The organism is Paenibacillus dendrobii (genome assembly GCF_009807035.1).
Classification (GTDB): Bacteria; Bacillota; Bacilli; order Paenibacillales; family Paenibacillaceae; genus Paenibacillus_AQ; species Paenibacillus_AQ dendrobii.
This window is the reverse complement of the sequence record NZ_WUBI01000001.1, coordinates 781,196-803,784: the sequence shown is the minus strand read 5'-3', so window position 1 is coordinate 803,784 and position 22,589 is coordinate 781,196. Positions and strand designations below refer to the sequence as shown.

At 45.0% G+C, this 22,589-nt stretch carries 17 protein-coding genes; 15 read left to right on the top strand and 2 right to left on the bottom strand.

Annotated features, from left to right (window positions below; translation table 11 throughout):
- Positions 1-35: 35 nt before the first annotated feature.
- From GRF59_RS03410 to GRF59_RS03370, 9 genes are all read left to right on the top strand, one after another.
- Entirely contained in the window at positions 36-857 is an 822-nt protein-coding gene (locus GRF59_RS03410) for an MBL fold metallo-hydrolase (RefSeq protein WP_160496246.1), read from the top strand.
- The gene (locus GRF59_RS03405; RefSeq protein ID WP_160496245.1) at positions 854-2,098 is read left to right on the top strand and encodes an MFS transporter; all 1,245 of its coding nucleotides are present in this window, start codon (positions 854-856) and stop codon (positions 2,096-2,098) included. The genes GRF59_RS03410 and GRF59_RS03405 overlap by 4 nt, the downstream gene beginning before the upstream one ends.
- Positions 2,073-3,035, top strand: coding sequence for a metallophosphoesterase family protein (locus GRF59_RS03400; RefSeq protein WP_160496244.1), 963 nt, complete (start codon positions 2,073-2,075; stop codon positions 3,033-3,035). Before GRF59_RS03405 ends, GRF59_RS03400 begins: the two co-directional genes overlap by 26 nt.
- Before the next feature lie 564 nt (positions 3,036-3,599).
- Complete coding sequence (locus GRF59_RS03395; protein WP_237391611.1) at positions 3,600-6,530, top strand: polysaccharide lyase family 8 super-sandwich domain-containing protein; 2,931 nt, start codon at positions 3,600-3,602, stop codon at positions 6,528-6,530.
- A gap of 432 nt (positions 6,531-6,962) precedes the next feature.
- Positions 6,963-9,557, top strand: a complete 2,595-nt coding sequence (gene ppsA, locus GRF59_RS03390; RefSeq protein ID WP_160496243.1) for a phosphoenolpyruvate synthase — start codon at positions 6,963-6,965, stop codon at positions 9,555-9,557.
- 193 nt (positions 9,558-9,750) lie between these two features.
- The gene (locus tag GRF59_RS03385; protein WP_160496242.1) at positions 9,751-10,605 is read left to right on the top strand and encodes an ABC transporter ATP-binding protein; all 855 of its coding nucleotides are present in this window, start codon (positions 9,751-9,753) and stop codon (positions 10,603-10,605) included.
- Complete coding sequence (locus GRF59_RS03380) at positions 10,598-11,254, top strand: ABC-2 transporter permease (protein ID WP_160496241.1); 657 nt, start codon at positions 10,598-10,600, stop codon at positions 11,252-11,254. The genes GRF59_RS03385 and GRF59_RS03380 overlap by 8 nt, the downstream gene beginning before the upstream one ends.
- The gene (locus GRF59_RS03375; RefSeq protein WP_160496240.1) at positions 11,251-11,616 is read left to right on the top strand and encodes a GntR family transcriptional regulator; all 366 of its coding nucleotides are present in this window, start codon (positions 11,251-11,253) and stop codon (positions 11,614-11,616) included. Before GRF59_RS03380 ends, GRF59_RS03375 begins: the two co-directional genes overlap by 4 nt.
- Before the next feature lie 393 nt (positions 11,617-12,009).
- Positions 12,010-14,310, top strand: a complete 2,301-nt coding sequence (locus GRF59_RS03370; RefSeq protein ID WP_160496239.1) for a discoidin domain-containing protein — start codon at positions 12,010-12,012, stop codon at positions 14,308-14,310.
- A gap of 202 nt (positions 14,311-14,512) precedes the next feature.
- Here GRF59_RS03370 and GRF59_RS03365 read toward each other — a convergent pair whose 3' ends face one another.
- Entirely contained in the window at positions 14,513-15,475 is a 963-nt protein-coding gene (locus tag GRF59_RS03365; RefSeq protein WP_160496238.1) for a helix-turn-helix transcriptional regulator, read from the bottom strand.
- A gap of 110 nt (positions 15,476-15,585) precedes the next feature.
- Between GRF59_RS03365 and GRF59_RS03360 the strand changes: the two genes are divergently transcribed.
- The 5 genes from GRF59_RS03360 (at position 15,586) to GRF59_RS03345 (ending at position 20,171) form a co-directional block, all read left to right on the top strand.
- Positions 15,586-16,065: a GyrI-like domain-containing protein gene (locus GRF59_RS03360; protein ID WP_160496237.1), complete on the top strand. Its 480-nt coding sequence runs from the start codon at positions 15,586-15,588 to the stop codon at positions 16,063-16,065.
- 83 nt (positions 16,066-16,148) lie between these two features.
- On the top strand, positions 16,149-16,613 hold the full coding sequence (locus tag GRF59_RS03355) for a phage tail protein (RefSeq protein WP_160496236.1): 465 nt from the start codon (positions 16,149-16,151) through the stop codon (positions 16,611-16,613).
- Positions 16,614-16,881: 268 nt separating this feature from the next.
- On the top strand, positions 16,882-17,028 hold the full coding sequence (locus GRF59_RS29320; protein ID WP_202128683.1) for a hypothetical protein: 147 nt from the start codon (positions 16,882-16,884) through the stop codon (positions 17,026-17,028).
- 139 nt (positions 17,029-17,167) lie between these two features.
- Positions 17,168-18,238, top strand: a complete 1,071-nt coding sequence (locus GRF59_RS03350; RefSeq protein WP_160496235.1) for a Cfr family 23S rRNA (adenine(2503)-C(8))-methyltransferase — start codon at positions 17,168-17,170, stop codon at positions 18,236-18,238.
- Positions 18,239-18,692: 454 nt separating this feature from the next.
- Entirely contained in the window at positions 18,693-20,171 is a 1,479-nt protein-coding gene (locus GRF59_RS03345; RefSeq protein ID WP_160496234.1) for an Lsa family ABC-F type ribosomal protection protein, read from the top strand.
- A gap of 74 nt (positions 20,172-20,245) precedes the next feature.
- Here GRF59_RS03345 and GRF59_RS03340 read toward each other — a convergent pair whose 3' ends face one another.
- Positions 20,246-21,127, bottom strand: a complete 882-nt coding sequence (locus tag GRF59_RS03340; protein ID WP_160496233.1) for a LysR family transcriptional regulator — start codon at positions 21,125-21,127, stop codon at positions 20,246-20,248.
- 108 nt (positions 21,128-21,235) lie between these two features.
- Between GRF59_RS03340 and GRF59_RS03335 the strand changes: the two genes are divergently transcribed.
- Complete coding sequence (locus GRF59_RS03335) at positions 21,236-22,513, top strand: adenylosuccinate synthase (protein ID WP_160496232.1); 1,278 nt, start codon at positions 21,236-21,238, stop codon at positions 22,511-22,513.
- Positions 22,514-22,589: the final 76 nt, after the last annotated feature.

Sequence of the window (22,589 nt, the reverse complement as noted above, 5' to 3'; positions counted from 1 at the left end):
GAAAAATGATTGCTTCTCAAAGGGAGGAGAGACCAATGAAGATCCATTTTCTTGGAACGGCTGCAGCGGAAGGATTTCCAAACCCATTTTGCCGCTGCGAAGCCTGTCGCAAAGCGAGGTCGCTCGGAGAAAAAAACATTCGAACGAGAAGCTCTATTTTGATCGATGACGTAATTAAGGTTGATTATTCCGCTGATTCCCACATGCAGGCGCTTCGTGATCGGATCGACTTGGGAGCGGTTGAGCATCTCTTGTTCACGCATACGCATTACGATCATTTTCAACCATCTGATTTGTATAACCGGATTGAAGGATTTGCGCACGGTATCGATCATCCCTTACATATTTACGGCAACGATGCGGCAATTTGTCAGAGCGGGATGGCGCTGGGCCAAGTTGCTGGTAGCAATAGGTTTGCATTCCACTTACTGCGTCCGTTCGAGACGATCTCATTAGGCAATACAAAAATAACCCCATTACTCGCAAATCATGACCAACTGGAAACCTGTTTGCTGTTTTATATTGAAAAAGGGGGTAAAACGCTATTTTACGGCAATGACACCGGATGGCTGCATGACGATACTTGGGCATGGCTTAAAGGCAAAGTTATTGATATGGCGATTCTTGATTGCACGCATAGCTTTACGAACAATGTTCGAAATCCAAATCATATGGGAATTGAAACCGTACTGGAGGTTCAGCGCATATGGAAGGAAGAAGGTATCTTGGACGGGAACGGTCTAATTTATGTAACTCACTTTACTCATAACTCCGGGTTTTTGCATGATGATTTTGAAAGTGCTTTCAGGCCCTTCGGCATTCAGGTAGCCTATGATGGCCTGATCGTTGACTTATGACAAGCGGCGGAAGTACAAAAGATCAGAGACAGATTGCGATGATCGGCATCGTTACCGCACTTACCCTCTTCGGCGATTCGATGCTGTATATTGTTCTCCCGGTGTATTGGAAGGAAGTTGGATTGGACGCGCTTTGGCAGGTGGGAGTCCTGCTGTCCGTCAACCGTTTCGTAAGGCTTCCCCTTAATCCTGCCATTGGTTGGCTGTACCATCGCATGTCACTTCGAACGGGTCTGTTTCTCTCCGTTGGATTAGCGGCACTTACAACCGTGGGATACGGCGTCTTCAAGGGATTCATTCTGTGGGTAGCGCTTCGGGCGGTATGGGGGATTGCATGGTCCTTAATGCGGATGGGCGGTTATTTGACCGTTATTCGTTATTCCGACAATACGAACCGCGGGCGCTTCATGGGGACGTATAACGGGTTATGGCGTCTTGGCAGTTTGGTAGGCGTGTTGTTCGGAGGAGTGCTCGTACCCATTCTCGGATTGCAATCCGTGTCGATATTGTTTGGTACAATGGCGTTGGCCGGTCTTCCTTTGATTGCGGCATCCATTAAAGCGGGGAAAGCATCCGGAACAGCTCAACCAGACTCACCTCGCGGTAGCGGAAATACGGTGTGGTCATTGCAAGTGAAGAAAATCGTCATAAGCGGATTAACTGTTTCATTGCTGCTCGCCGTATTCGGCGCGACGCTCACTTATCTCATCGATACGAGTTATCCTAAGGGGGTACCGTGGTTCGGGTTGGTCATCGGCAGCACGGCGTTAGGCGGAACATTAACGGCGCTCCGCTGTGCTTGGGAACCGTTCTTGGCAAGGTGGTTCGGACAACGTACGGATGGTCGAAGAGGACGACTTCCTTTGTTTATGCTGTCGTTGGCGAGTGCGGCGGCCGGTTACGCTTTGCTTCCTTGGAAGCTGCCGATCGGTCTCTGGATCTGTATTGTCATTTTCGTTATGGTTACAAGCACCGCGCTTGGCACAATCATGGACGCCATGGCCTCGGATGCCGCGAAGAGCACTTCCGTTATTACGGTCATGACCGCTTATTCCGTATCTACTGATTTGGGGGCGGCGATTGGTCCGACGTTGATTTATTGGGTGGTCGGTTTACGGTATGGCGTGACATCGATGTATTTGGCGTGTGCTGCTGTATTCATTTTGATCGGGCTGTGGTATTGGAAGGAATATGTGACAAAGGAGCGGGTATACCTTGGAAAAGAAGCTGAAGTTTCGTGAAGACGGAACGTTCGTTATCGTACAGTTCTCCGATACAGAGTTTATTGACACGCAGGATCTGGATCCTGAAACGCCGTTGCTCGATTCAATGACGAAGGCGACGATGGAAAGAATTATCGAGCTTGAGCAGCCTGATCTTATTGTTTTTGCGGGCGACCTGATTGCCAGCGCAAGAAGCAAAGATCCGCTTCAATCGTTTCGCAGCGCGATCGCTGTCGCTGAGGAAAACCGCGTTGCATGGGCAGCTGTGTTAGGCAATCATGATTCGGAAGGGAGCTTGCCGCGAAAGAGAATGCATGAGGAGCAGCTCCTTCATGAATATTGCGTAGCCAAACCGGATCCTCCGGGCGTGAGCGGATCGGGAAATTATGTGCTGACGGTTGATGATTCTAAGGGAAATCCGGCAGCTTCATTGTTTTTCCTCGACAGCGGCGATTACTCACAATTGGATGCGGTGGGAGGTTATGACTGGATACGCCGCGATCAAATCGAATGGTACGTATCCGAATCCCGGCAATTGGCCGAGCACAATAGCGGAACGCCTTTGCCTGCACTGGCATTTTTCCATATTCCGTTGCCGGAATACGAAGAGGTGTGGAAGACCCAAGTGTGCGAGGGCCATTGCATCGAATGGATCAGTACGCCACAAGTGAACTCCGGCTTATTCACCGCTATGGTGGAGATGGGGAATGTTATGGGCACGTTCGTAGGCCATGACCACTCCAACGATTACTGCGGGACATTGTATGGTATCCGTCTATGCTACGGGAGATCTACTCGTTACGTTAGCTATGTAGACGGTGTGCGCAACGATATGTTTCCAACGGGAGCTAGAGTCATTCGATTAAAAGCGGGCGAGCGCCAATTCGAGACATGGATCCGCCAAAGCGACGGACTTGTCGCAGAATTGCCTATGCATGAGCCGGACAATCGGTAAGACTGGTATGTTCCTGGAGCCGCAATAACCCGTTTATGTTCAGAAGTTAGTCGGTAAGTCCAAGAACAAGCAAATATTTGAGGCGAAGAACCGGAATATGTCCGGTTCTTTGTCAACGCGATCCCCCGGGCTTGTCCGTCATAAATTTCCTATCGGTTTACCTTTCAACGTTACTTCCCAACCATATTACATCAATAGACCTACCCATAGGGTAGAGGCCTTATTCAATACCCTGTTAAACACCATTTCTCTCTTCACCTGAAAACAGAGTTCCTAAAGCGTGATGATATCCTGCGAATCTACTTCCTAACAAATTGAGCCGTATTCAATCTGCCTCGTTCTTTTACAATGTTGTTTTGGCGCCACATTGCAGCATGAGGGATTGAACGCGGCTTTTTTCTCGCTCTTGTGTATGACGGAATGGAATTTCTCAACAAGACGAGGGTTGCACGTGTAGACCTTTTTTGGATGACTCCGATGGCGTTAACTCCGCCTGGAAGGGGGTGATGAGACAAATTTCTTTTGGCGAGTCAACCATTCGAAGGAAGAAAGGAGACCGATAAATTGCAAACAAAAGCGGCAAGAAAATGGGTATCAAGCATGTTGACAGTCTTTTTCTTATGGGGGGTGATTGGAAGCAATTATTCTCCGACAGCATCGGCTGCTGACGAATATGACGGCTTGCGCACCAAGTGGAAGGAGATGCTGGCGGGGGATTCCGCCTACAATCCCTCCGACCCAGATATCGCGCCACGTATACAAGAAATTACGAATACAGCTAACGAACGTTGGAATACGATGGACACATCTTCCTCACGCACGTTTCTGTGGAGCGACCTGGCCAGCACGACGAACTCCGCGCATGTGTCGGACAATTTCGGTCGGCTGAAGGCAATGGCCGTGGCGTATGCAACAAGAGGCTCATCCTTATACAACAATTCAGCACTTGGAGACGATATCGTGAACGGTCTGGATTGGATATATGCCAATCGGTACAACGAGAACAAGTCGGCATATGGAAACTGGTGGGATTGGGAAATCGGCGCGCCCCAATATCTGACCGACATTCTGATCCTGATGTATGACGACATGGCTCCATCGCAGCTTGCCCAGCAGATCAAGGCTCTGGACAAATTCAACCCGGACCCAACGGTTGGATCGACACTGGGTGTTAAAGGCGTTGCAATGACCGGAGCTAACCGGAGCGATAAAGCACAGGTCGTGGCGCTTCGGGGCATAATTGGCAAATCGTCTGCCAAGATTGCACAGGCACGCGATGCGCTCACACAAATTTTTGGCTATGTAACGAGTGGAGATGGCTTCTATGCCGACGGATCTTTCGTCCAGCATACCGATATTGCCTATACCGGCAGTTACGGAAACGTACTGCTCGGCGGTGTTTCCAAGCTACTCTATCTACTTGGCGGCTCGACCTGGGCTGTTACCAACCCAAACGTTGCCAACGTATACCGATGGGTGAAGGATGCTTATGAACCGCTTGTATATAATGCAACCATGATGGATATGGTCTACGGCAGAGCGATATCCAGAGCCCAGACCGGACCTTTCCGTCCGCCGCTCGCTTCGATTGCGCTGCTGGCGCAGAGTGCATCCCCGGCCGATTCGCAGCATTTCATGAGCATGATCAAATATTGGGTTGAATCCGATCCGTCGTGGAACGAATTGGACGGTCTCTCGATACGGGTTATCGGAATGACCAAATCGATCATGAATGATTCCACCGTACCGTCCAGAGGACCTCTTGCCATGAACCGCATGTTCGCGTCCATGGCACGAGCCGTCCACAATCGTCCCGATTTCGGATTCGGGATCAGCATGTTCTCCAATCGTATTTCGGCGTTTGAATACGGGAACGGAGAAAATTCAAAGGGTTGGTGGACCGGGGTCGGCATGACGTATCTGTATAATGCCGATGTGAACCAGTACGCCGACAACTACTGGGCCACTATAGATATGAAACGGCTGCCGGGAACGACAACTGACGGTTCGGGGAGTGGCACACCGGGGAATTGGGGCTCGTACAGGAATCCGCGCAATTGGGTGGGAGGCTCGAGCGTAGATGGTGCATTGGGTTCGGCAGGCATGGATTTCTCCATGGCCCAGAACACCGGAACATCTCTCCAAGGTAAGAAATCATGGTTCATGTTCGATGATGAAATCGTTGCACTGGGCTCGGGGATCGCAAGCTCGGACAATCGCAAGGCCGAGACGATTATCGATAATCGGAAGTTGAACGAATCCGGCACTAATGCCTTGCAGGTGAATGGCTCTTCCATGCCGACGAATATCGGATGGTCGCAATCGATCAATGGTGTTGATTGGATCCAACTCGCCGGCAATGTACCAGGCGCCGGAATGGGTTATTATTTCCCTGATTCAACGTCAGTTGCCGGATTGCGCGAAACGCGTACAGGTTCTTGGCACGATGTGAATTCCGGAGAAAGTTCGACGAGCTATTCCCGGAATTATTTGAGTCTCGCGATTAATCACGGTAACAATCCATCCGGCGCAAGCTATGCCTACGTAACGTTACCCAACCGGGATGCATCGGCCGTATCGGCTTATGCTTCCCAGCCGGACATTCAAATTCTCGAGAATTCAGCTTCCGCGCATGCAGTCAAAGAGAAAACACTGAACGCGGTCGGCGTCAATTTCTGGAACGACGGCACCAAGACAGTAAGCGTAGACGGACAAAACTTCATCACGAGCAACAAGAAGGCTTCGATGACTACGATCGAGACACCTTCTGACATTAGCATAGGCGTGTCCGACCCTACACAGTCGAATACCGGGACAATCGAAGTAGAAATTAATCGTCAGGCCAGCCAGCCACTCATGCTTGATCCTGGCATTACGGTCAACCAGTTGTCGCCGACGATCAAGCTGACGATCAACGTCAATGGCGCACAGGGCAAAACATTTGCCGCCAAGTTCGCCTTATCAGGCACGACCGGGAATCAGCAAACGTTAAACCCTGAAGCAGATGCCTCGGTTCGTGACGGCATCTATGCAGCCGTTAATTATGGAAGCTCAGCCGTGTTGGATGTTAAGACGGAAACAACCGATTATACCCGGTACGCCTATTTGAAATTCAATTTGTCATCCTTATCAGGGGCGGTTTCCAGTGCTATGCTGCGATTGGTTCCGGTATCGGCAGGTAGTTCCGGCCTTGTCAATCAACTTGAATCCGTCGCGACCAATAGTTGGATCGAATCCGGTCTTACCTGGAACAATAAGCCGGCAGTAGGCTCAATGATCAATTCATGGTCTGTACCGGCTACGAGTACACCAGTCCTGATCGACATCACCGCAGAAGTGAATGCCGCGATATCAGGGAACAAAATATTGTCATTACGAATTTCATCTCCTTCCAATCAAGGATCTCTCGGTTGGGTTCAATATGGTTCCAGGGAACATGGTACGGCTGCGTATCAACCGGGTATCCTCATAAGCCAGAATCAGAGCTCGCAATGATATCCGTAAAACCGATGCTCTTTTAAATCTAAGGATATATGTTCTTGTCTGTTGCTTAGGACAAGAACATATATCCTTTCCCGTATACAGACAAGAATATGTATTCAGTGACGACCAGCAGGGTGTGTTTAAATCGGGTTCGTTGGACACAGAAAGTATGACGGTGGAATATAAACAGAGAGTGGTGGGGCTTCCGGACGAAGCTTAATAGAGTGGCAATCAAGGATTATTGATAGAGAAAAATCAAAAAAACCTAGACAGTTTTGTCAGGTTCTTCGATATTGCATATAAAAAGCCACAATGATATAATCAAACCACTTCTGACTCGATGGTTAAAGGCAAAGTAAACTCATCTTATATTTTAAATATATCACGCCGGTGAAATCCTGTCAAATGGTTATTTTCTCAATTTAATGGTAGGAGAGATGTCGAATGAATTCTTTGGTTCTCGGTTTTCACGAAATAGAAAGAACGCAGCTCTTGCTCGTTGGCGGAAAAGGGTTGAATTTAGGAGAATGTTCCAAAATCCAAGGAATCCAAGTACCGGAAGGATTTTGTGTCACAACGGTGGGATTTCAACAAGCCATCGAACAAAATGAAACGTATCAGGCTTTGCTCCATCGACTAACCATGCTAAAAGCAGAAGATCGTGATCAAATCGGTGAAATCAGCAGGAAGATCCGGCAAATTATCATGGAAGCAGAAATTCCTTCCGATGTTGTGAGAGCAGTAGTTCACTATCTCTCCCGGTTTGGCGAGAACCATGCTTACGCAGTGCGCTCAAGTGCGACTGCTGAAGATCTGCCGCATGCCTCTTTTGCGGGTCAGCAAGACACCTATTTAAATATCATCGGCGTCGATGCCATCTTGCAGCATATCAGCAAATGTTGGGCTTCACTCTTTACGGATCGCGCGGTCATCTACCGTATGCAAAACGGATTCGACCACCGTCAAGTGCACTTATCCGTTATCGTTCAATGGATGGTTTTCCCACAGGCCTCGGGGATTTTGTTTACCGCTGATCCCATGACTTCAAGCCGAAAGTCGCTCTCGATCGATGCCAGTTTTGGACTTGGAGAAGCGCTGGTTTCTGGTTTGGTATCTGCCGATGGCTATAAAGTACGGGAGGGGGAAATCGTCGATAAAAGAATCGCAACCAAAACATTAGCGATTTATGGACGAGAAGAAGGCGGAACAGAGACCCGGCAGATCGACCCTGACCAGCAAAAGAATCAGACGCTTACGGATCAACAAATATTGCAACTGGCGAGCATCGGCAAACGGATTGAAGCTCATTTTGGCTGTCCCCAAGACATCGAATGGTGTTTGGCCCATGATACATTTTATATCGTTCAGAGTCGTCCGATCACGACTTTATACCCGATCCCTGAAGCGAATGATCAAGAGAATCATGTCTATCTATCAGTTGGTCACCAGCAAATGATGACAGATCCCATAAAACCATTGGGATTGTCTTTTTACCTGTTAATTACTGCTGCACCTATGCGTAGAGCCGGCGGGAGGTTGTTTGTTGATGTTGCATCTAGGCTGGCTACACCCGCCGGCCGGGAAGCTTTATTAAATACCATGGCATCCGATCCGCTCATCAAAGGCGCACTCATGACCATCATAGAGCGAGATTTTATCAAATTGTTACCCAATGATCAAACAGCACCGATTCCGAACAGAAGCAATACAGTTATGCCGGCACATTTCGAGAATGACCCGACAATCGTTTCCGATTTGATGAAACTTAGTCAAACATCGATCGAAGAGTTAACACAAAATATCCAAACGAAATCGGGATCGGATTTGCTTGATTTTATTCTGGAAGATATTCAGGAATTAAAGAAGATCTTATTTAATCCCCAAAGTACAAGCGTGTTTATGGCTGCTATGAATGCCTCAGCATGGATCAATGAAAAGATGAAAGAGTGGTTAGGCGAAAACAACGCAGCCGATACGCTTTCTCAATCTGTGCCCAATAATATTACTTCGGAAATGGGCTTGGCCCTATTGGATGTTGCGGACGTGATCCGTCCTTATCCGGAGGTCGTTGATTATTTGCAGCATGCAAAAGAAGAAAACTTTCTGGATGAACTCCCTAAATTTGAGGGCGGGCAGGAAACCCAAGACGCGATCTTGGCTTACCTGGGCAAATACGGCATGCGGTGTGCCGGAGAAATCGACATCACCAGAACGCGTTGGAGCGAAAAACCCATTACGCTTGTCCCATTGATTCTGGGTAATATTAAAAACTTTCAGCCTCAAGAAAGCCATCGGAAATTCGAGCAAGGACGCAAGGAAGCTATGGAAAAAGAACAAGAGTTAATCGATCGATTGAAGCAATTATCGGATGGAGAACAAAAGGCTACAGAAACCAAACGAATGATCGACATCATTCGGAATTTCATCGGGTATAGAGAGTATCCCAAATACGGTTATGTTAGCCGCTACTTCGTTTATAAGCAGGCTTTACTGAAGGAAGCCGAACGACTTGTACAAGCGGGCGTTTTTCATGATAAAGAAGATATTTACTATCTCGCTTTCGAAGAACTTCACGAAGTCGTTCGAACTCATAAACTGGATGACCAAATCATCAGTAATCGAAAAGACGAGTACAAAATCTATGACAGACTGACTCCACCGCGCGTGATCACGTCGGATGGCGAAATCATTGTAGGCGAGTACAAACGGGAAAATCTCCCGGACGAAGCCATAGCTGGTCTGCCGGTTTCTTCCGGAGTTATAGAGGGCCGGGCACGTGTCATTTTAAACATGGAAAATGCCGATCTGGAAGATGGAGATATATTAGTCACGTCCTTTACCGACCCTGGCTGGACACCATTATTCGTATCCATCAAAGGTCTAGTCACCGAAGTTGGCGGACTGATGACCCATGGAGCCGTAATTGCGCGTGAATATGGTTTACCAGCCGTTGTCGGCGTGGAGAATGCTACCAAACGGATCAAAGACGGGCAACGAATTCGCGTGAATGGAACAGAAGGGTACATTGAAATACTGTAATTTTCCATTGCTGCAGCCACTGCTTAAAAGGCACGTTTTCGGTGCCTTTTCAGTGGCTTTTTTCATGTTCGTTCGGAGTTTTACTTACTCAATAAAAAATAACCAAAATTAGGGTATAAACCAATTGACTTCAAAATCACCTCGTGATATATTGTGCATACACAACATACACAATTTGATGAGGAGGTACGGTATGCTGGCATTAGACATTCAAAACTTAAATAAGAAATACCCGAATTTTCAGTTGAAAGATGTATCGTTTCAATTGGAAAAGGGCTATATTATGGGGTTTATCGGTGCTAACGGCGCGGGAAAGACGACCACCATAAAATCGATCTTGAAAATGATTCATATCGATAGCGGCGAAGTACGTATTTTGGGCAAGAACGCCGCCGAACACGAGATCGAATTAAAGCAGGACATCGGATGCGCATTTGGCGGCATCGATTTCTATACTCGCAGCAAGATCAGAACGTTGACCGATGTCATTAAGAAGTTCTACAAGAATTGGGATGATGAAACCTATTACAACTATCTAAAAAGATTTAAATTGGATGAAAACAAAAAAATCGCCGAATTGTCGACAGGGATGAAAGTTAAGTATAATTTGGCCCTTGCTTTATCCCATGGCGCGAAACTGCTCATCCTCGATGAACCGACAAGCGGTCTCGATCCGGTCGCAAGAGACGATCTGTTGGATATTTTTCAAGAACTCGTGGTCGATGGTGAAATCAGCATTCTTTTCTCTACTCACATTACATCCGACTTGGAAAAATGCGCTGATTTTATTACCTATATCGAAAATGGGCAGATCATCGCTAGTTCTGAGAAATTCGAATTTATGGAGTCCTACCGCTTACTGAGTGGTAACGAAAACCAGCTAAACCTGGTGAAAGAACAGCTGATTTCCTATAAAATCAATTCATTCGGATTTACGGGATTGATCCATTCCCAAGACTTTGATTCCTCTATCGATATTAAAGCGATCACGCCGAGCCTCGAGGAAATCATGATTTATTTCGCAAAAAAGGAGGATATGTATGTATAACTTGGTCTTGAAGGATTTGAAGTTAGGAGTAAATCCTATGTTTTTCGTCCTTCCTCTTATCATGGGCGCTTTAATGCTTGTTCCCGGCTGGCTCTATTTTCTCGTACCTCTGTATTTTTGTTGGATCACGATACCGAATATGTTTGGCCAGTATAGAGCACAGAACGATTTATTATTTACATCGATGATGCCCGTAACCAAAAAAGACATGGTAAAAGCAAGGTTGTCCGTTATAGTTATTCTGGAAATCTTGCATCTTGTCATTGCCATGATCTATGGCCTGATTACGATTCGCTTATATCCACATTTGACCTACTATTTCTTCGCACCGCATATGGGTTTTTGGGGACTTTGTTTTGTCATGCTCGGGATCTTCAACTTGTTCTTTATTCCCATGTATTACAAGACAGCTTATAAATTCGGCGGGGCTGCGACCGCATCCATTACAGCCGCTATGCTTTTTGGCGGAGTCGCGCAATGGATTGGAATTCAGAGTTCTTTTGTGTCGAACATTTTCAATGGTACCGGCGCCCACAATACGGCGCTTCAGATATCCATTCTAACGGCAGGAATGGTGATATTTGTTGCATTCACTATGATTTCTTATCGATTGGCGGTCAAACGATTCCTAAAAGTGGAAATCTTATGAACATTTCGATTTCGAGCACATCTGAAAAACCGATTTATCAGCAGCTTTTCGAACAAATCAGTGCCCAAATTCTGAAAGGGGAGCTCGAAAGCGGGTATTGTCTACCGCCCATCCGACAAGCGGCCCTGGAGCTTCGCGTTAGCGTCATCACCGTAAAGAAAGCATGGGAAGAGCTTGAACGAAGCGGTTTGATCAATACCGTAACAGGTAAGGGATGTTTTGTCGCTGAATTCTCGCCCGATGAAATGCTGCGCATACGCAATGAAATGATCCTGAATCAAATGGAAAGCGACGCATCCTACTATAAGTCCTTTGGCCTCACCCTAGACGAAGTTATTGAACTGCTGAAAGAGATTTATTAACAGCGTCTCTGCAGCCATAAAAGGGAGAAAAATTTATGTCACCGTACACATGATAAGGTATCGGACGACAAGAACATATAGACTGTTAAAAGCCGCATGATATGCGGCTTTTTTGTGTGAAGTATACAGGCTTTGGGGCTATAACCCGCGAACGGCACCTTTTAGGGAAATTAGTTTATGTAGAGAAAATAGTTTGTTGTAAGCATTTACATCTGCATATTATACTTGCCGCACATCATATGGGCCTAGTACAGACAAGCTGCTTTAAACGATGCAAGATCACGAAAGGAGGGACATCGTGAATAGTCAGAGTCTTTGGGCAGGTACTCCGCCTGAATTCTAAGAAGGTTTGAAAGATCGTCACCTTAACCATTGATATGAGGAGGGCTTGACTTGAAAAAGTTGATCGTATTCCCGTTAACCCTGGCATTCATGTTGTCGCCAACGATGGCATTAGCTGAGGGCATACCTACGGATGGAAAATCGTATGCACAGATTGCGGATTCACTCGGTAATCTGGCTTATAACAAGACCGTCGTTGTAAGTAATGTAAGTAAGGTGGTTCCAAGGAATAACCTTGCACTCCATAAACCAGTAGTAGCAAGCAATATACAAGGTGAAAAGTATAGCGGTGAGATGGCCGTGGATGGTGATCCCGGTACACGCTGGGCAACGACAGATGCTGAGATGACTCATACATTAGATATTGATTTGGGAAGCGAGACTACTTTTGACAGAGTAGAACTGATGCAATTTCACGACAGGGTTGAGAGTTATAAAATACAGTACTGGAAGGACAGTGCTTGGCATGATGCATATTCAGGCGGAAAAGTGAAAGCAGGCTATACAAATGTAACCGATAAGGATCAATTTCAACCGGAACTTGCAGAATTTTCTCCGGTGACAGGTAGTAAAGTAAGGGTAATCATAAATGCGTTTAAAGCAGAACCGAGTTTCTGGGATATCGGTGTGTATAACACAGCAGACATCCCGGCTGAACCTGAAACAGATCCGTTATATGAAGGCACCAAAGCCGTAGATGCGGACCTGGGATCCTATTGGAAAACGGAGGATACCATCAAGTCTGCGACGCTTGATGTGGATTTTGGTAATCGCATTACGTTGAACAGGGTAGATTTCTCGCAGCCCACCGAAAAGATCGGCAAGTATACCATTCAATATTGGAATGGTTCGAAGTGGAAAGCAGTGTTTCAAGGCACATCATCTTCGACTAAAGAAAAAGTTGAGTTCAAGGCCGTCACCAGCAGTAAATTAAGATTACAATTCGATGTAAGATCCGGCGTTTCCGGAATCGGCCTCTCAGAGCTTGAAGTCTATAACACGAACACAAATCCGGGGTTGTCCCGAGGACAACGGGTGTTGATCGATAAAGGACTGCAGCAGCAAGCATGGATCTCTACGGATCAGACGGGACGTTATTTCCCTACGGTAGAGGAATGGAAGAATATTCACTTTACGGCGCCAACGTACTATGAAGCCCCGATGTACAACCAAACATTTCATGATACGCTCCCCGGGTCCCAATGGTCTTTGGCGAAAGCCCCATTCGCAGAGCATTTAGTTGCAGCACCGACATCGCAAGAGCATTTTCTAAATGAACAGCAAAGGGCAAATCTGTCCAATCTCGTTAGCATGCAATTTGGTGACGAAGAAGATTTTAGCGCATCTGTCGTTAAATCCTTGAAGGGTTGGTTTGATTTAAGCCGTAAATTGTATCCGAATGTAATCGTGCTTTCCAATCAATGGGCAGGTCAATGGAACGCCGAACAATTGAGGGCCTATACCCGAGCTGCAAAACCCGATTTATTGGCCTATGATTATTATTACTTTGATTCCAACGCTCAATATCCGGGCGGAAGCGTCAAGGCGCTGTACGATCATATAAATAGCTACCGTACCATTGCTTTGGAGGGTTATGACGGAACGGGACGTTCCCCGATTGCTTTTGGACAATACACACAAGGCTTTAAGTCCGGAAAAGATTACATTCCTTCCGAGTCTGAGCTCAATATCGTTTCTTTTGCTACCTGGACCATGGGAGGGAAATGGCTTAACTTGTTCCGTTGGGAGAAGGACAATGGTAATACATTTATTTTCCACGACAAAGACGGGAGCTTGTCAAAGACTTACGATCAATTCGCTGAACTCGCGAAACAGGGAAACCAATTCGGGGATTATCTTGTCCGTTTGAACAGTAAGGATGTTCGCATCATTCCGGGGGAACATGCCGAGGGCAATAGTATGGTATTGAATCAAAAACCGGAATCCATTGCACTTTGGGAACCGTCAGCGGACCCGTACATTCAAAATATTGATGTTCGGAATACCGGAGGAGCGAATCTCGGTCACAAAGGAGATGTATTAATTGGTTATTTTGATCCTCTGGAAGGGTTAACGAAGAAAGATTTGAAGGCGTTGCCAGCAAATGCCACAAAATACTTTATGATCATGAATGGATTAACGGCTGGTGGAGATGACGGATCATCGAACCATACCAAGCAAGAGATAACGCTGAGCTTTGATATGAAGGGCAAGAAGGAGTCCCTGTATCGAGTGAACAGCTTGACGGGTCAGGTTGAGAAGGTGAAGATGACTCATGTTAAAGGCCAACAGTATAAGGTTGATATCGCACTGGGCGGAGGTAAAGCAGATTTGTTTTTCTGGAAAAATTGATGCAAGACGGCAAGAACATATATTTAAACGGACAACGATAGCTCAATAAATTCATGAGGGCAGCCTGCCATTCTGATCGGCTGCCCCGATATGTAAATGACAAGAACATTTTATTGTAAGCATGCTATGTAAATCACGGATTAATAAAGGGTAGGCTAGCAATAGGCTAAGCTCAAAATGAACTGGGTTTAACCGGCACTGCTTATGGGAAATATAAGCTTAATCTGTCTTGTAAGCCTTGCAAGACTTCTTCCGGAATCTCCCTGACCTTGATATCCCCGCCCAGGAAGAGCAGCCAATTCGTGAATTCGGATACTTCTTCGGACTTATCGACATGAATAAATGTCCTAAGAATGGCTGTAGTTTGGTAAGGATTCGTATAGGAAATGGAAACTTTTAAAGGATGGTATTTTCTGAACTGGGCAATCGCTTTGGGGCCAAGCTCAAGGACAAGGTTGGTGACTTCTTCCTGCGTACGGAGTTGTTCTAAAATCTTCTTCTTGCTAGCTCTTTTTTTCTCAGGGTAAGGCACTACTTGGGTGAGATCATCGACTGGAAAAATCCTTCTTTTCTCTTCCTTCAAATCAAAGCCTTCGATCAGCCAGACGCTTTTCTCGCGATAAAGATGCAGGAGATACAGGGGATAAGACTTTATTTCCTCCTCTTCTGCGATGGAAACCCATACATAGCTGTCCAACAGAATGATTTGGATGAGTTTCTCCAACATTGGATGGGGGAGGTCCGACAGGTCGAGCAGATCGGGATTATTCGGATTGGTCCCTTCAAAAAGCAACATTTGATTCAACAGAACAAGGTCATCTTGCTGGTTTTCCGAGATGAGCCCCAGTAATTTCTCAGCTAACGACTGACGACTCTTCAGATATGGGAGCTGTTGATTTCTGGTGGCCATAAAGGCAATGAACAGGGCTTTAATTTCGGTATCGGTAAAACGGACCGTGGGCAGAAGTGAGTTGTTCATGACAAAATATCCTCCATCCCTGCCAACTTCGGCAACGAGCGGCATTCCCATGGATTCAATTTCCCGGATGTCTCGAATTGCCGTCGAACGAGAGATGTTAAATTCCCGCATAATTTCAGAAATGGTAAAGTGGGCGCGGTTGTTGATATAACGCATGATGGTGTTAATCCGTTCAACTTTTTTCATAGAGGCCCCCAAACAGTATCATCTTTTGACATGATTTAAGGTTATTATAAACCTATCAAGTGAAAAGACAAATCATTTGATCAAATTTTAAAAAAAGGTAGGTTTTGAATATGGCACAATATACGTTGGAAGAAAAGGACAGCTTTATCGTTTTAGGAATTGGAACGGAGCTTAAGAGCCATTACACAGATTTCGCTGGCATTAACAAGGAAAAGGCAGACTTTTGGTCGGCCGTCGAACAAGATGGAACGCTGGACACGTTAAAATCCGTCGCCAAGAATGACTATATTTTTGCCGTGAACGAAGCGGTCAATAACAAGATGATGTATTATGCTGGTGTCATGACAGAGGCGTCGTTGCCAGAAGCAACGAGAATGATCCAATTCCCTAAGGGGGAATACATCGTTGTTAAAGGAGAAGCGGCATCGTCTGATGAGCTCAGCAATCAGCTTGCCGGCATCGCCTTTGGTCAAGTTTTGCCGGAAGTAAATGAAGTTGCCTATGTCGGCGGGCCGAATACATCGGTTGAGATGGGGCACAGAGACGGCGTCGTGTTCGGTGAAATGTGGATTCCTGTTGTTAGGAAATAATTAAGTGAGTGCTTCAGCTGTCAGTTTTGCTCGAAGATGGCTCTAAAGTTGTAACTCTCCCAAAACTTTTAGGAGGAATAGGAATGTCCTATATCGTTGATTTTAAAAATGTGTCTACGGTTGGTTTGGAATCTTCACCTGTAGCCGAAGCGCTTGCCGGGTTGCGTGCGAATGAAGCCCGATACTTCATGAACAAATACAAGCACGAATTTACGGTCGTACCCGCCAGTGAAAGCCAGGATACCCTTGATTATGTGAACCGAATTTTGAAAGAAGAACGTGACATCGAGTTTGCGGCCAAGCCTTTGGAAACGTCCCGTTTTCAAGTGGAAAATATTCAGTTCACCTATGTTTTTTATGAAGATGGTCTTGGACTCAATGTCATGTATACGGTGGATGACCCGAAGAAGCGGGCTGTTGGTTTAAAGCTTTCGGAGGGAATGGAGGTACCGGCGGAGTTAGAAGGGAAGTTTAAGTTTGCGAGGCAGAAGTCTAAACTGGCCGGAACCATTCGGGGATCATTTTTTGTGGTCAAAGGTGAATATTAATACAAACATAAACGGTTGGTTCCATGTATCCAATACGTAAAAAGAGCAGCGAAGCACGCTGCTCTTTTTCGTCGTTCATCGGACGGGGGTCGAAGTGCCGACAGGAGTTACATTGTCCGTTGAACCAGTAAATAAAGCGCCAAAAATAGCCGAAGAGATTCGTGCCTTCTTCCGGCCCTTGAGGGGGAGTGTTTAACCTATACTTTACACATATTCACTTTTATGCTAGATTACTCAATAATAAATTTGACAAGGGGAGGTGAAAGCAATGTTAACTGTTTTTAGAATTCTGTATGGTAAAAATGTGAAAATCGGTACTGATTTTGCGGTCAAAGGGAGAAGTCTGTCCTTTTTTACGCTAAACATTCCATACATATACAGTTATCGGCGCTTTGCCTCTACGGCGAATAAATGACGAAGCATTGACTCATTTATGATGGAAAGCTCAGCCTCGATAATTCTATCGGTGCTTTTTTTGCGTTTCAACTTAAGGATAGACAACTCCTTCTATTTACTCCTATAAAACTAGAGAGTCTTTTGGAAGGATGAGAAAAATGCAATTAAAACAAATGAATAAGTATACAAGAATAAAAGCATTCTTAAAGGAACATCATTACCCGGATTATAGAATGAAACAAATCTTGAATGCCATTTTTAAAGAAAGAATCGAACAATTCAACGAAATGAATGTACTTCCAAAATCGTTAAGAGAAATGTTAGTTAAGGAATTTGGAGAGTCTATTTTAGATATTGTGCCTTTAAAGGAACAACATTCTGAGCAAGTCACGAAAGTCTTATTTGAAATTTCAGGTAATGAAAAAATAGAAACGGTAAATATGAAGTATAGAGCGGGGTGGGAATCATTTTGTATATCTTCTCAGTGCGGATGCCATTTTGGATGTAAATTTTGTGCAACAGGTGACATTGGATTAAAAAGAAATTTGACTTCAGATGAGATCACGGACCAAATCCTTTATTTTTACTTGCAAGGTCATTCCATGGATAGTATTTCTTTTATGGGAATGGGTGAAGCTCTAGCCAATGTACATGTTTTTGATGCCTTAGATGTACTCACGGATCTTACGCTGTTTGCTTTAAGCCCTCGCAGGATATCGATTTCAACCATCGGTATTATTCCAAGTATCAAAAAAATGACGCTGAGTTATCCGCAAGTCCATTTGACGTTTTCGCTACATTCACCTTTTCACGAACAACGAAGTACGTTGATGCCGATTAACGATCGGTATTCTTTATTAGATGTAATGGACACATTAGATGAGCATATACGAATAACTTCAAGAAAGGTGTATATTGCTTATATCATGTTACCTGGTGTGAATGATTCTATAGAACATGCTAAAGAAGTCGTAAGTCTGTTAAAAGGTCGTTACCTTGAAGGACGTTTATATCATGTGAATTTGATCAAATATAACCCTACTGTCAGTTCTCCATTAAGGTTCGATGAAGTTCATGAGGGTGATACCATGCGTTTTTATAGAATATTAAAATCTTCAGGTATTCATGTGACCATTAGAAGTCAATTTGGAATTGATATCGATGCTGCTTGCGGTCAATTGTATGGAAATTATCAAAAAAGCAACAACCCGGATTTTGAGAGCAGATGATGCCGTTATTGTATTTCATTTAAAAACTTGTTAATATAAAAATACATTTATGAGAGGACTGATGGATGAACAATGATTAACTAATCTATATTTTATTTGAAATGAATAACTTCAAACTACAAAATATAGGGTTAGTCTATCATTTTTTATAAATCAGTTTACATTTCTAATGACCATGATTCTAATGGTGAAATAGAACTTATTTGATCGAAGTGAAAGACTAATCCTTCCAATTACGAATTGGGAGGATTTTTTATTCTCTCATAACTTGATTTGTTAAAAATGTGCCAAAAGGAGAGAGGGAAATGAGCGATTCAGACACGATTGTTACGCATGTAATACTCCGTATAAGTCGCTAATATCCATCAAACTTATACGGAGAATATAGAAACGATGGATGTGCCGACTTTGTATAAAAAGAAACAACCATGAGATATACAAAGGAGGAATCATCATGTCAATGATCCAAGTTCAAGATTTAACTTTTTCTTATCCAGCCAGCTTTGACAATATTTTTGAAAATGTGAACTTTCAAATCGATACGGATTGGAAACTTGGTTTTATCGGTAGAAATGGACGAGGTAAAACCACATTCTTTAATCTATTATTAGGGAATTATGAGTATAGCGGGAAAATCATTTCTTCGGTAGAATTCAATTACTTTCCTTATCCGGTTTCAGATAAAAACAAGTACACATATGAAGTCCTTGAAGAAATTTGCCCCCAGGCGGAAGATTGGGAATTTCTTCGTGAAATATCCTATCTAAATGTTGATGCCGAAGTGATGTACCGACCATTTAAGACACTATCCAATGGAGAACAAACCAAGGTACTGCTTGCAGCGTTATTTTTGAATGAAGGCCAATTTCTATTAATTGACGAGCCAACCAACCATTTAGACACCGGTGCACGCAAGATTGTCTCTAATTATTTAAAGAAGAAAAAGGGATTTATCTTAATTTCACATGACAGAATCTTTTTGGATGGATGCGTTGACCATATCTTATCGATCAATAGATCGGATATTGAAGTTCAAAGTGGGAATTATTCTTCTTGGAAGTTAAATTTTGATAGACAGCAGGAGCACGAAGAGGCAACCAATGAGCGTCTACAAAAAGATATCGGGAGATTAAAACAGTCCTCCAAGCGTTCAGCAGGTTGGTCTAATCAAGTGGAAGCTTCAAAAAATGGGACAACGAATTCAGGTTCTAAGTTGGACAAGGGATTTGTAGGACATAAAGCGGCCAAAATGATGAAGAGAGCAAAGAACATTGAATCAAGGCAGCAAAAAGCGATTGAGGAAAAGTCCAAACTGCTCAAAAATGTAGAAAAAACCGAGTCATTAAAATTAGAACCATTGGAACTTCAGTCAAAAGATTTGGTTGTTATGGCTGATGTGTCTGTTCAGTACGATGGCCAAATCGTGAATAAGCCAGTTAGCTTTACCGTTGAACAAGGTGACCGAATAGTACTGGATGGACAAAATGGAAGCGGAAAAAGCAGTATTCTAAAACTGATCTTAGGAAATCAAATACAACATACAGGCTCAATCCATTTAGGTTCTGGACTTGTCATTTCCTATGTTGAACAGGACACTTCTCATTTGAAGGGAATGTTATCGGACTTTATTGAAGAACATGAAATTGATGAACCATTATTTAAATCGATCCTACGCAAGATGGATTTTGACCGAATTCAGTTTGAGAAAGACATATCTCATTATTCAGGCGGACAAAAGAAAAAGCTGCTTATCGCCAAAAGTTTATGTGAAAGAGCACATTTATATATTTGGGATGAACCGTTAAATTTTATTGATCTTTATTCGCGCATGCAGATTGAAGAGCTCATTCTAACATTTAATCCCACGATGGTTATTGTGGAGCATGATCAGGCATTTCAAGAAACTGTTGCAACCAAAATGATATCGATGTAGATGAATGTGAGTGAATGCACCTCGAGAGAGGTGCATTTTTCTTGCCTTCGGATTCTGGCTGCTTTTATATGCACTCAAGGCAGTAAAGCAAGGAATGATCGGGTGGCAGAAGATAGAGGAACGCCGCGAAGCGTCGCAATTCCTATCTTTCGTTCAGGCAGCGGTGGCTTCAAAGGTATCTCAACGAGTCCACCTGATTCGATCTCGTCTTGTATATAATCCCGAATGACAAATGCAAGGCCAAATCCGCTGCGGGCGAACTGCACCAAAAGATCCACACTCCCCAGCTCGAATTCAGGCTCTAGCAGAATCCCATGCGAAGAGACAAAATCATCAAGATAACGTCTTGTGCTGCTGCCAGGTTCGAGCATCAGGAGAGGATAACGCTTAAGGTTTTCAATGGAAAGCGGGCTGCCTGCCGCAAGATCCCGGTAAGCTCTTCCCCCGACAAGACAATCCCGGATCGGTGTGCTTTCACGATACAATACCTGTTTATCGGATACAGGTAGGCTAACGATGCCGAAGTCGATTTTGCCTTCTTTCAGTAGTGCAATCGTTTCTGGAGTCGTCCGATTGGTGACTTGGATTCGAATTGCGGGATGCAGAACATGAAACTCCTCCAGATAAGGCAATAAGAAGTGCTTGCATAACGTGTCACTGGCTCCGATCGCAATTTCTCCGCTGTTCAAATTGTTCATCTCTGCAATGGCCTGTTCGGCACTGTCAATCATATGGAAAACCTGATCAGTGTATTGGAAAAGCACCTTTCCTTCCTTCGTTAATGTCACTCCTTTTGAAGTCCGGAAGAACAAGGGTCCGCCAAGTGCGCTCTCAAGCTGCTTCACGGTATGGCTGACGGCCGGCTGCGTAATATGAAGGCGTTCAGCGGCCTTGGATAAGCTGCCTGTTCTTGCAATCCAATAAAAAACGCGGTACCACTCCAGATTAACCTGCATATCCATTACCTCTCTTTATATCTATTATTACTAATATCAATTATTATAATATGCTTTATTTCTATTATCATTATTTCTGTAAGCAAATCAAGCGAGGGGGCAAATGGAATGACGGTAACCGCCGTAGTAGGAGCAAATTGGGGAGATGAAGGCAAGGGTAAAATAACTGACGTCATGGCAGCCGAAGCCAAATATGTCGTGAGATATCAGGGAGGAAGTAATGCCGGGCATACGATTATTAATTCACTCGGAAAATTCGCGTTACGAATGCTGCCTTCGGGAGTATTCCACCCGGACGTTGTGAACGTTATCGGGCCTGGTGCAGCCATAGATATGGATGTCGTATTGCAAGAATTAAATTCCTTATCGGAACGGGGGGTTCCGCGTCCACAATTACGAATCTCTGAGCGGGCTCAAGTCGTATTGCCGGTGCATCGGCTGTTCGACGCCCTTAACGAAGAGAGACTGGGGGCTCGCAGCTTCGGTTCAACCAAACGCGGTATTGCTCCTTTTTATGCCGATAAGTATGCGAAGCTCGGAATTCAAATCGCCGATCTATTTGACAAAACGCGTCTTCAGGATCGGCTGGAACAATTGTTGGAGAACAAAAATATCCTGCTTCGGCACCTGTATGGACAGTCTCCAATCAATGCGGAGGAATGGTTATCCGCACTTCAAGAACAGGCGGAGGTCTTGATGCCTTACCTTGACGATACGACGGTGTTGTTGAATAAGGCGTATCGCAGCGGGGAAGGGATCTTGCTCGAAGGACAGCTTGGAGCGCTCCGGGACCCGGATCATGGAATTTATCCGTTCACCACCTCTTCTTCGACTCTCGCCGGCTTTGCTTCTGTAGGAGCTGGTCTTCCGCCGTATGCCATCGAAAAGGTTGTAGCTGTTACGAAGGCGTATTCCAGTTGTGTCGGCGCAGGTCCATTCGTCGTTGAGCTGGGCGACGAAGAGGGCGATGAGCTCAGAAGACGCGGGGGAGATGCGGGTGAATTCGGAGTCGTGACGGGACGGCCAAGAAGGGTCGGATGGTTCGATACCGTAGCGACGAGATACGGCTGCAAAATTCAAGGGGCAACATCTGTAGCTCTCACGAACTTAGATGTTCTGGGATACTTGGATGAGATCCCCGTATGCGTTGGTTACGAGACGGACCAGGGAGTGATCGACGACTTTCCCATCACATCAAAGTTATCCTCAGCCAAGCCGATCTATAAGCTGCTTCCTGGCTGGAAGTGCGATATTTCACAAGCTTCTACAATGGAAGAGCTGCCTGGAGCGGCAAGGAATTATGTCGAATTTATCGAATCGGAGATCGGCGTAGTGATTACGACACTATCCATCGGCCCAGGTCGAGAACAGGTCATTGAGCGATGAGTGCGGGTCACGCCGGACTATGATAATCGATTGTATGGCGCAGATAGTGATTGATAATATTTGACTGGAATAATGC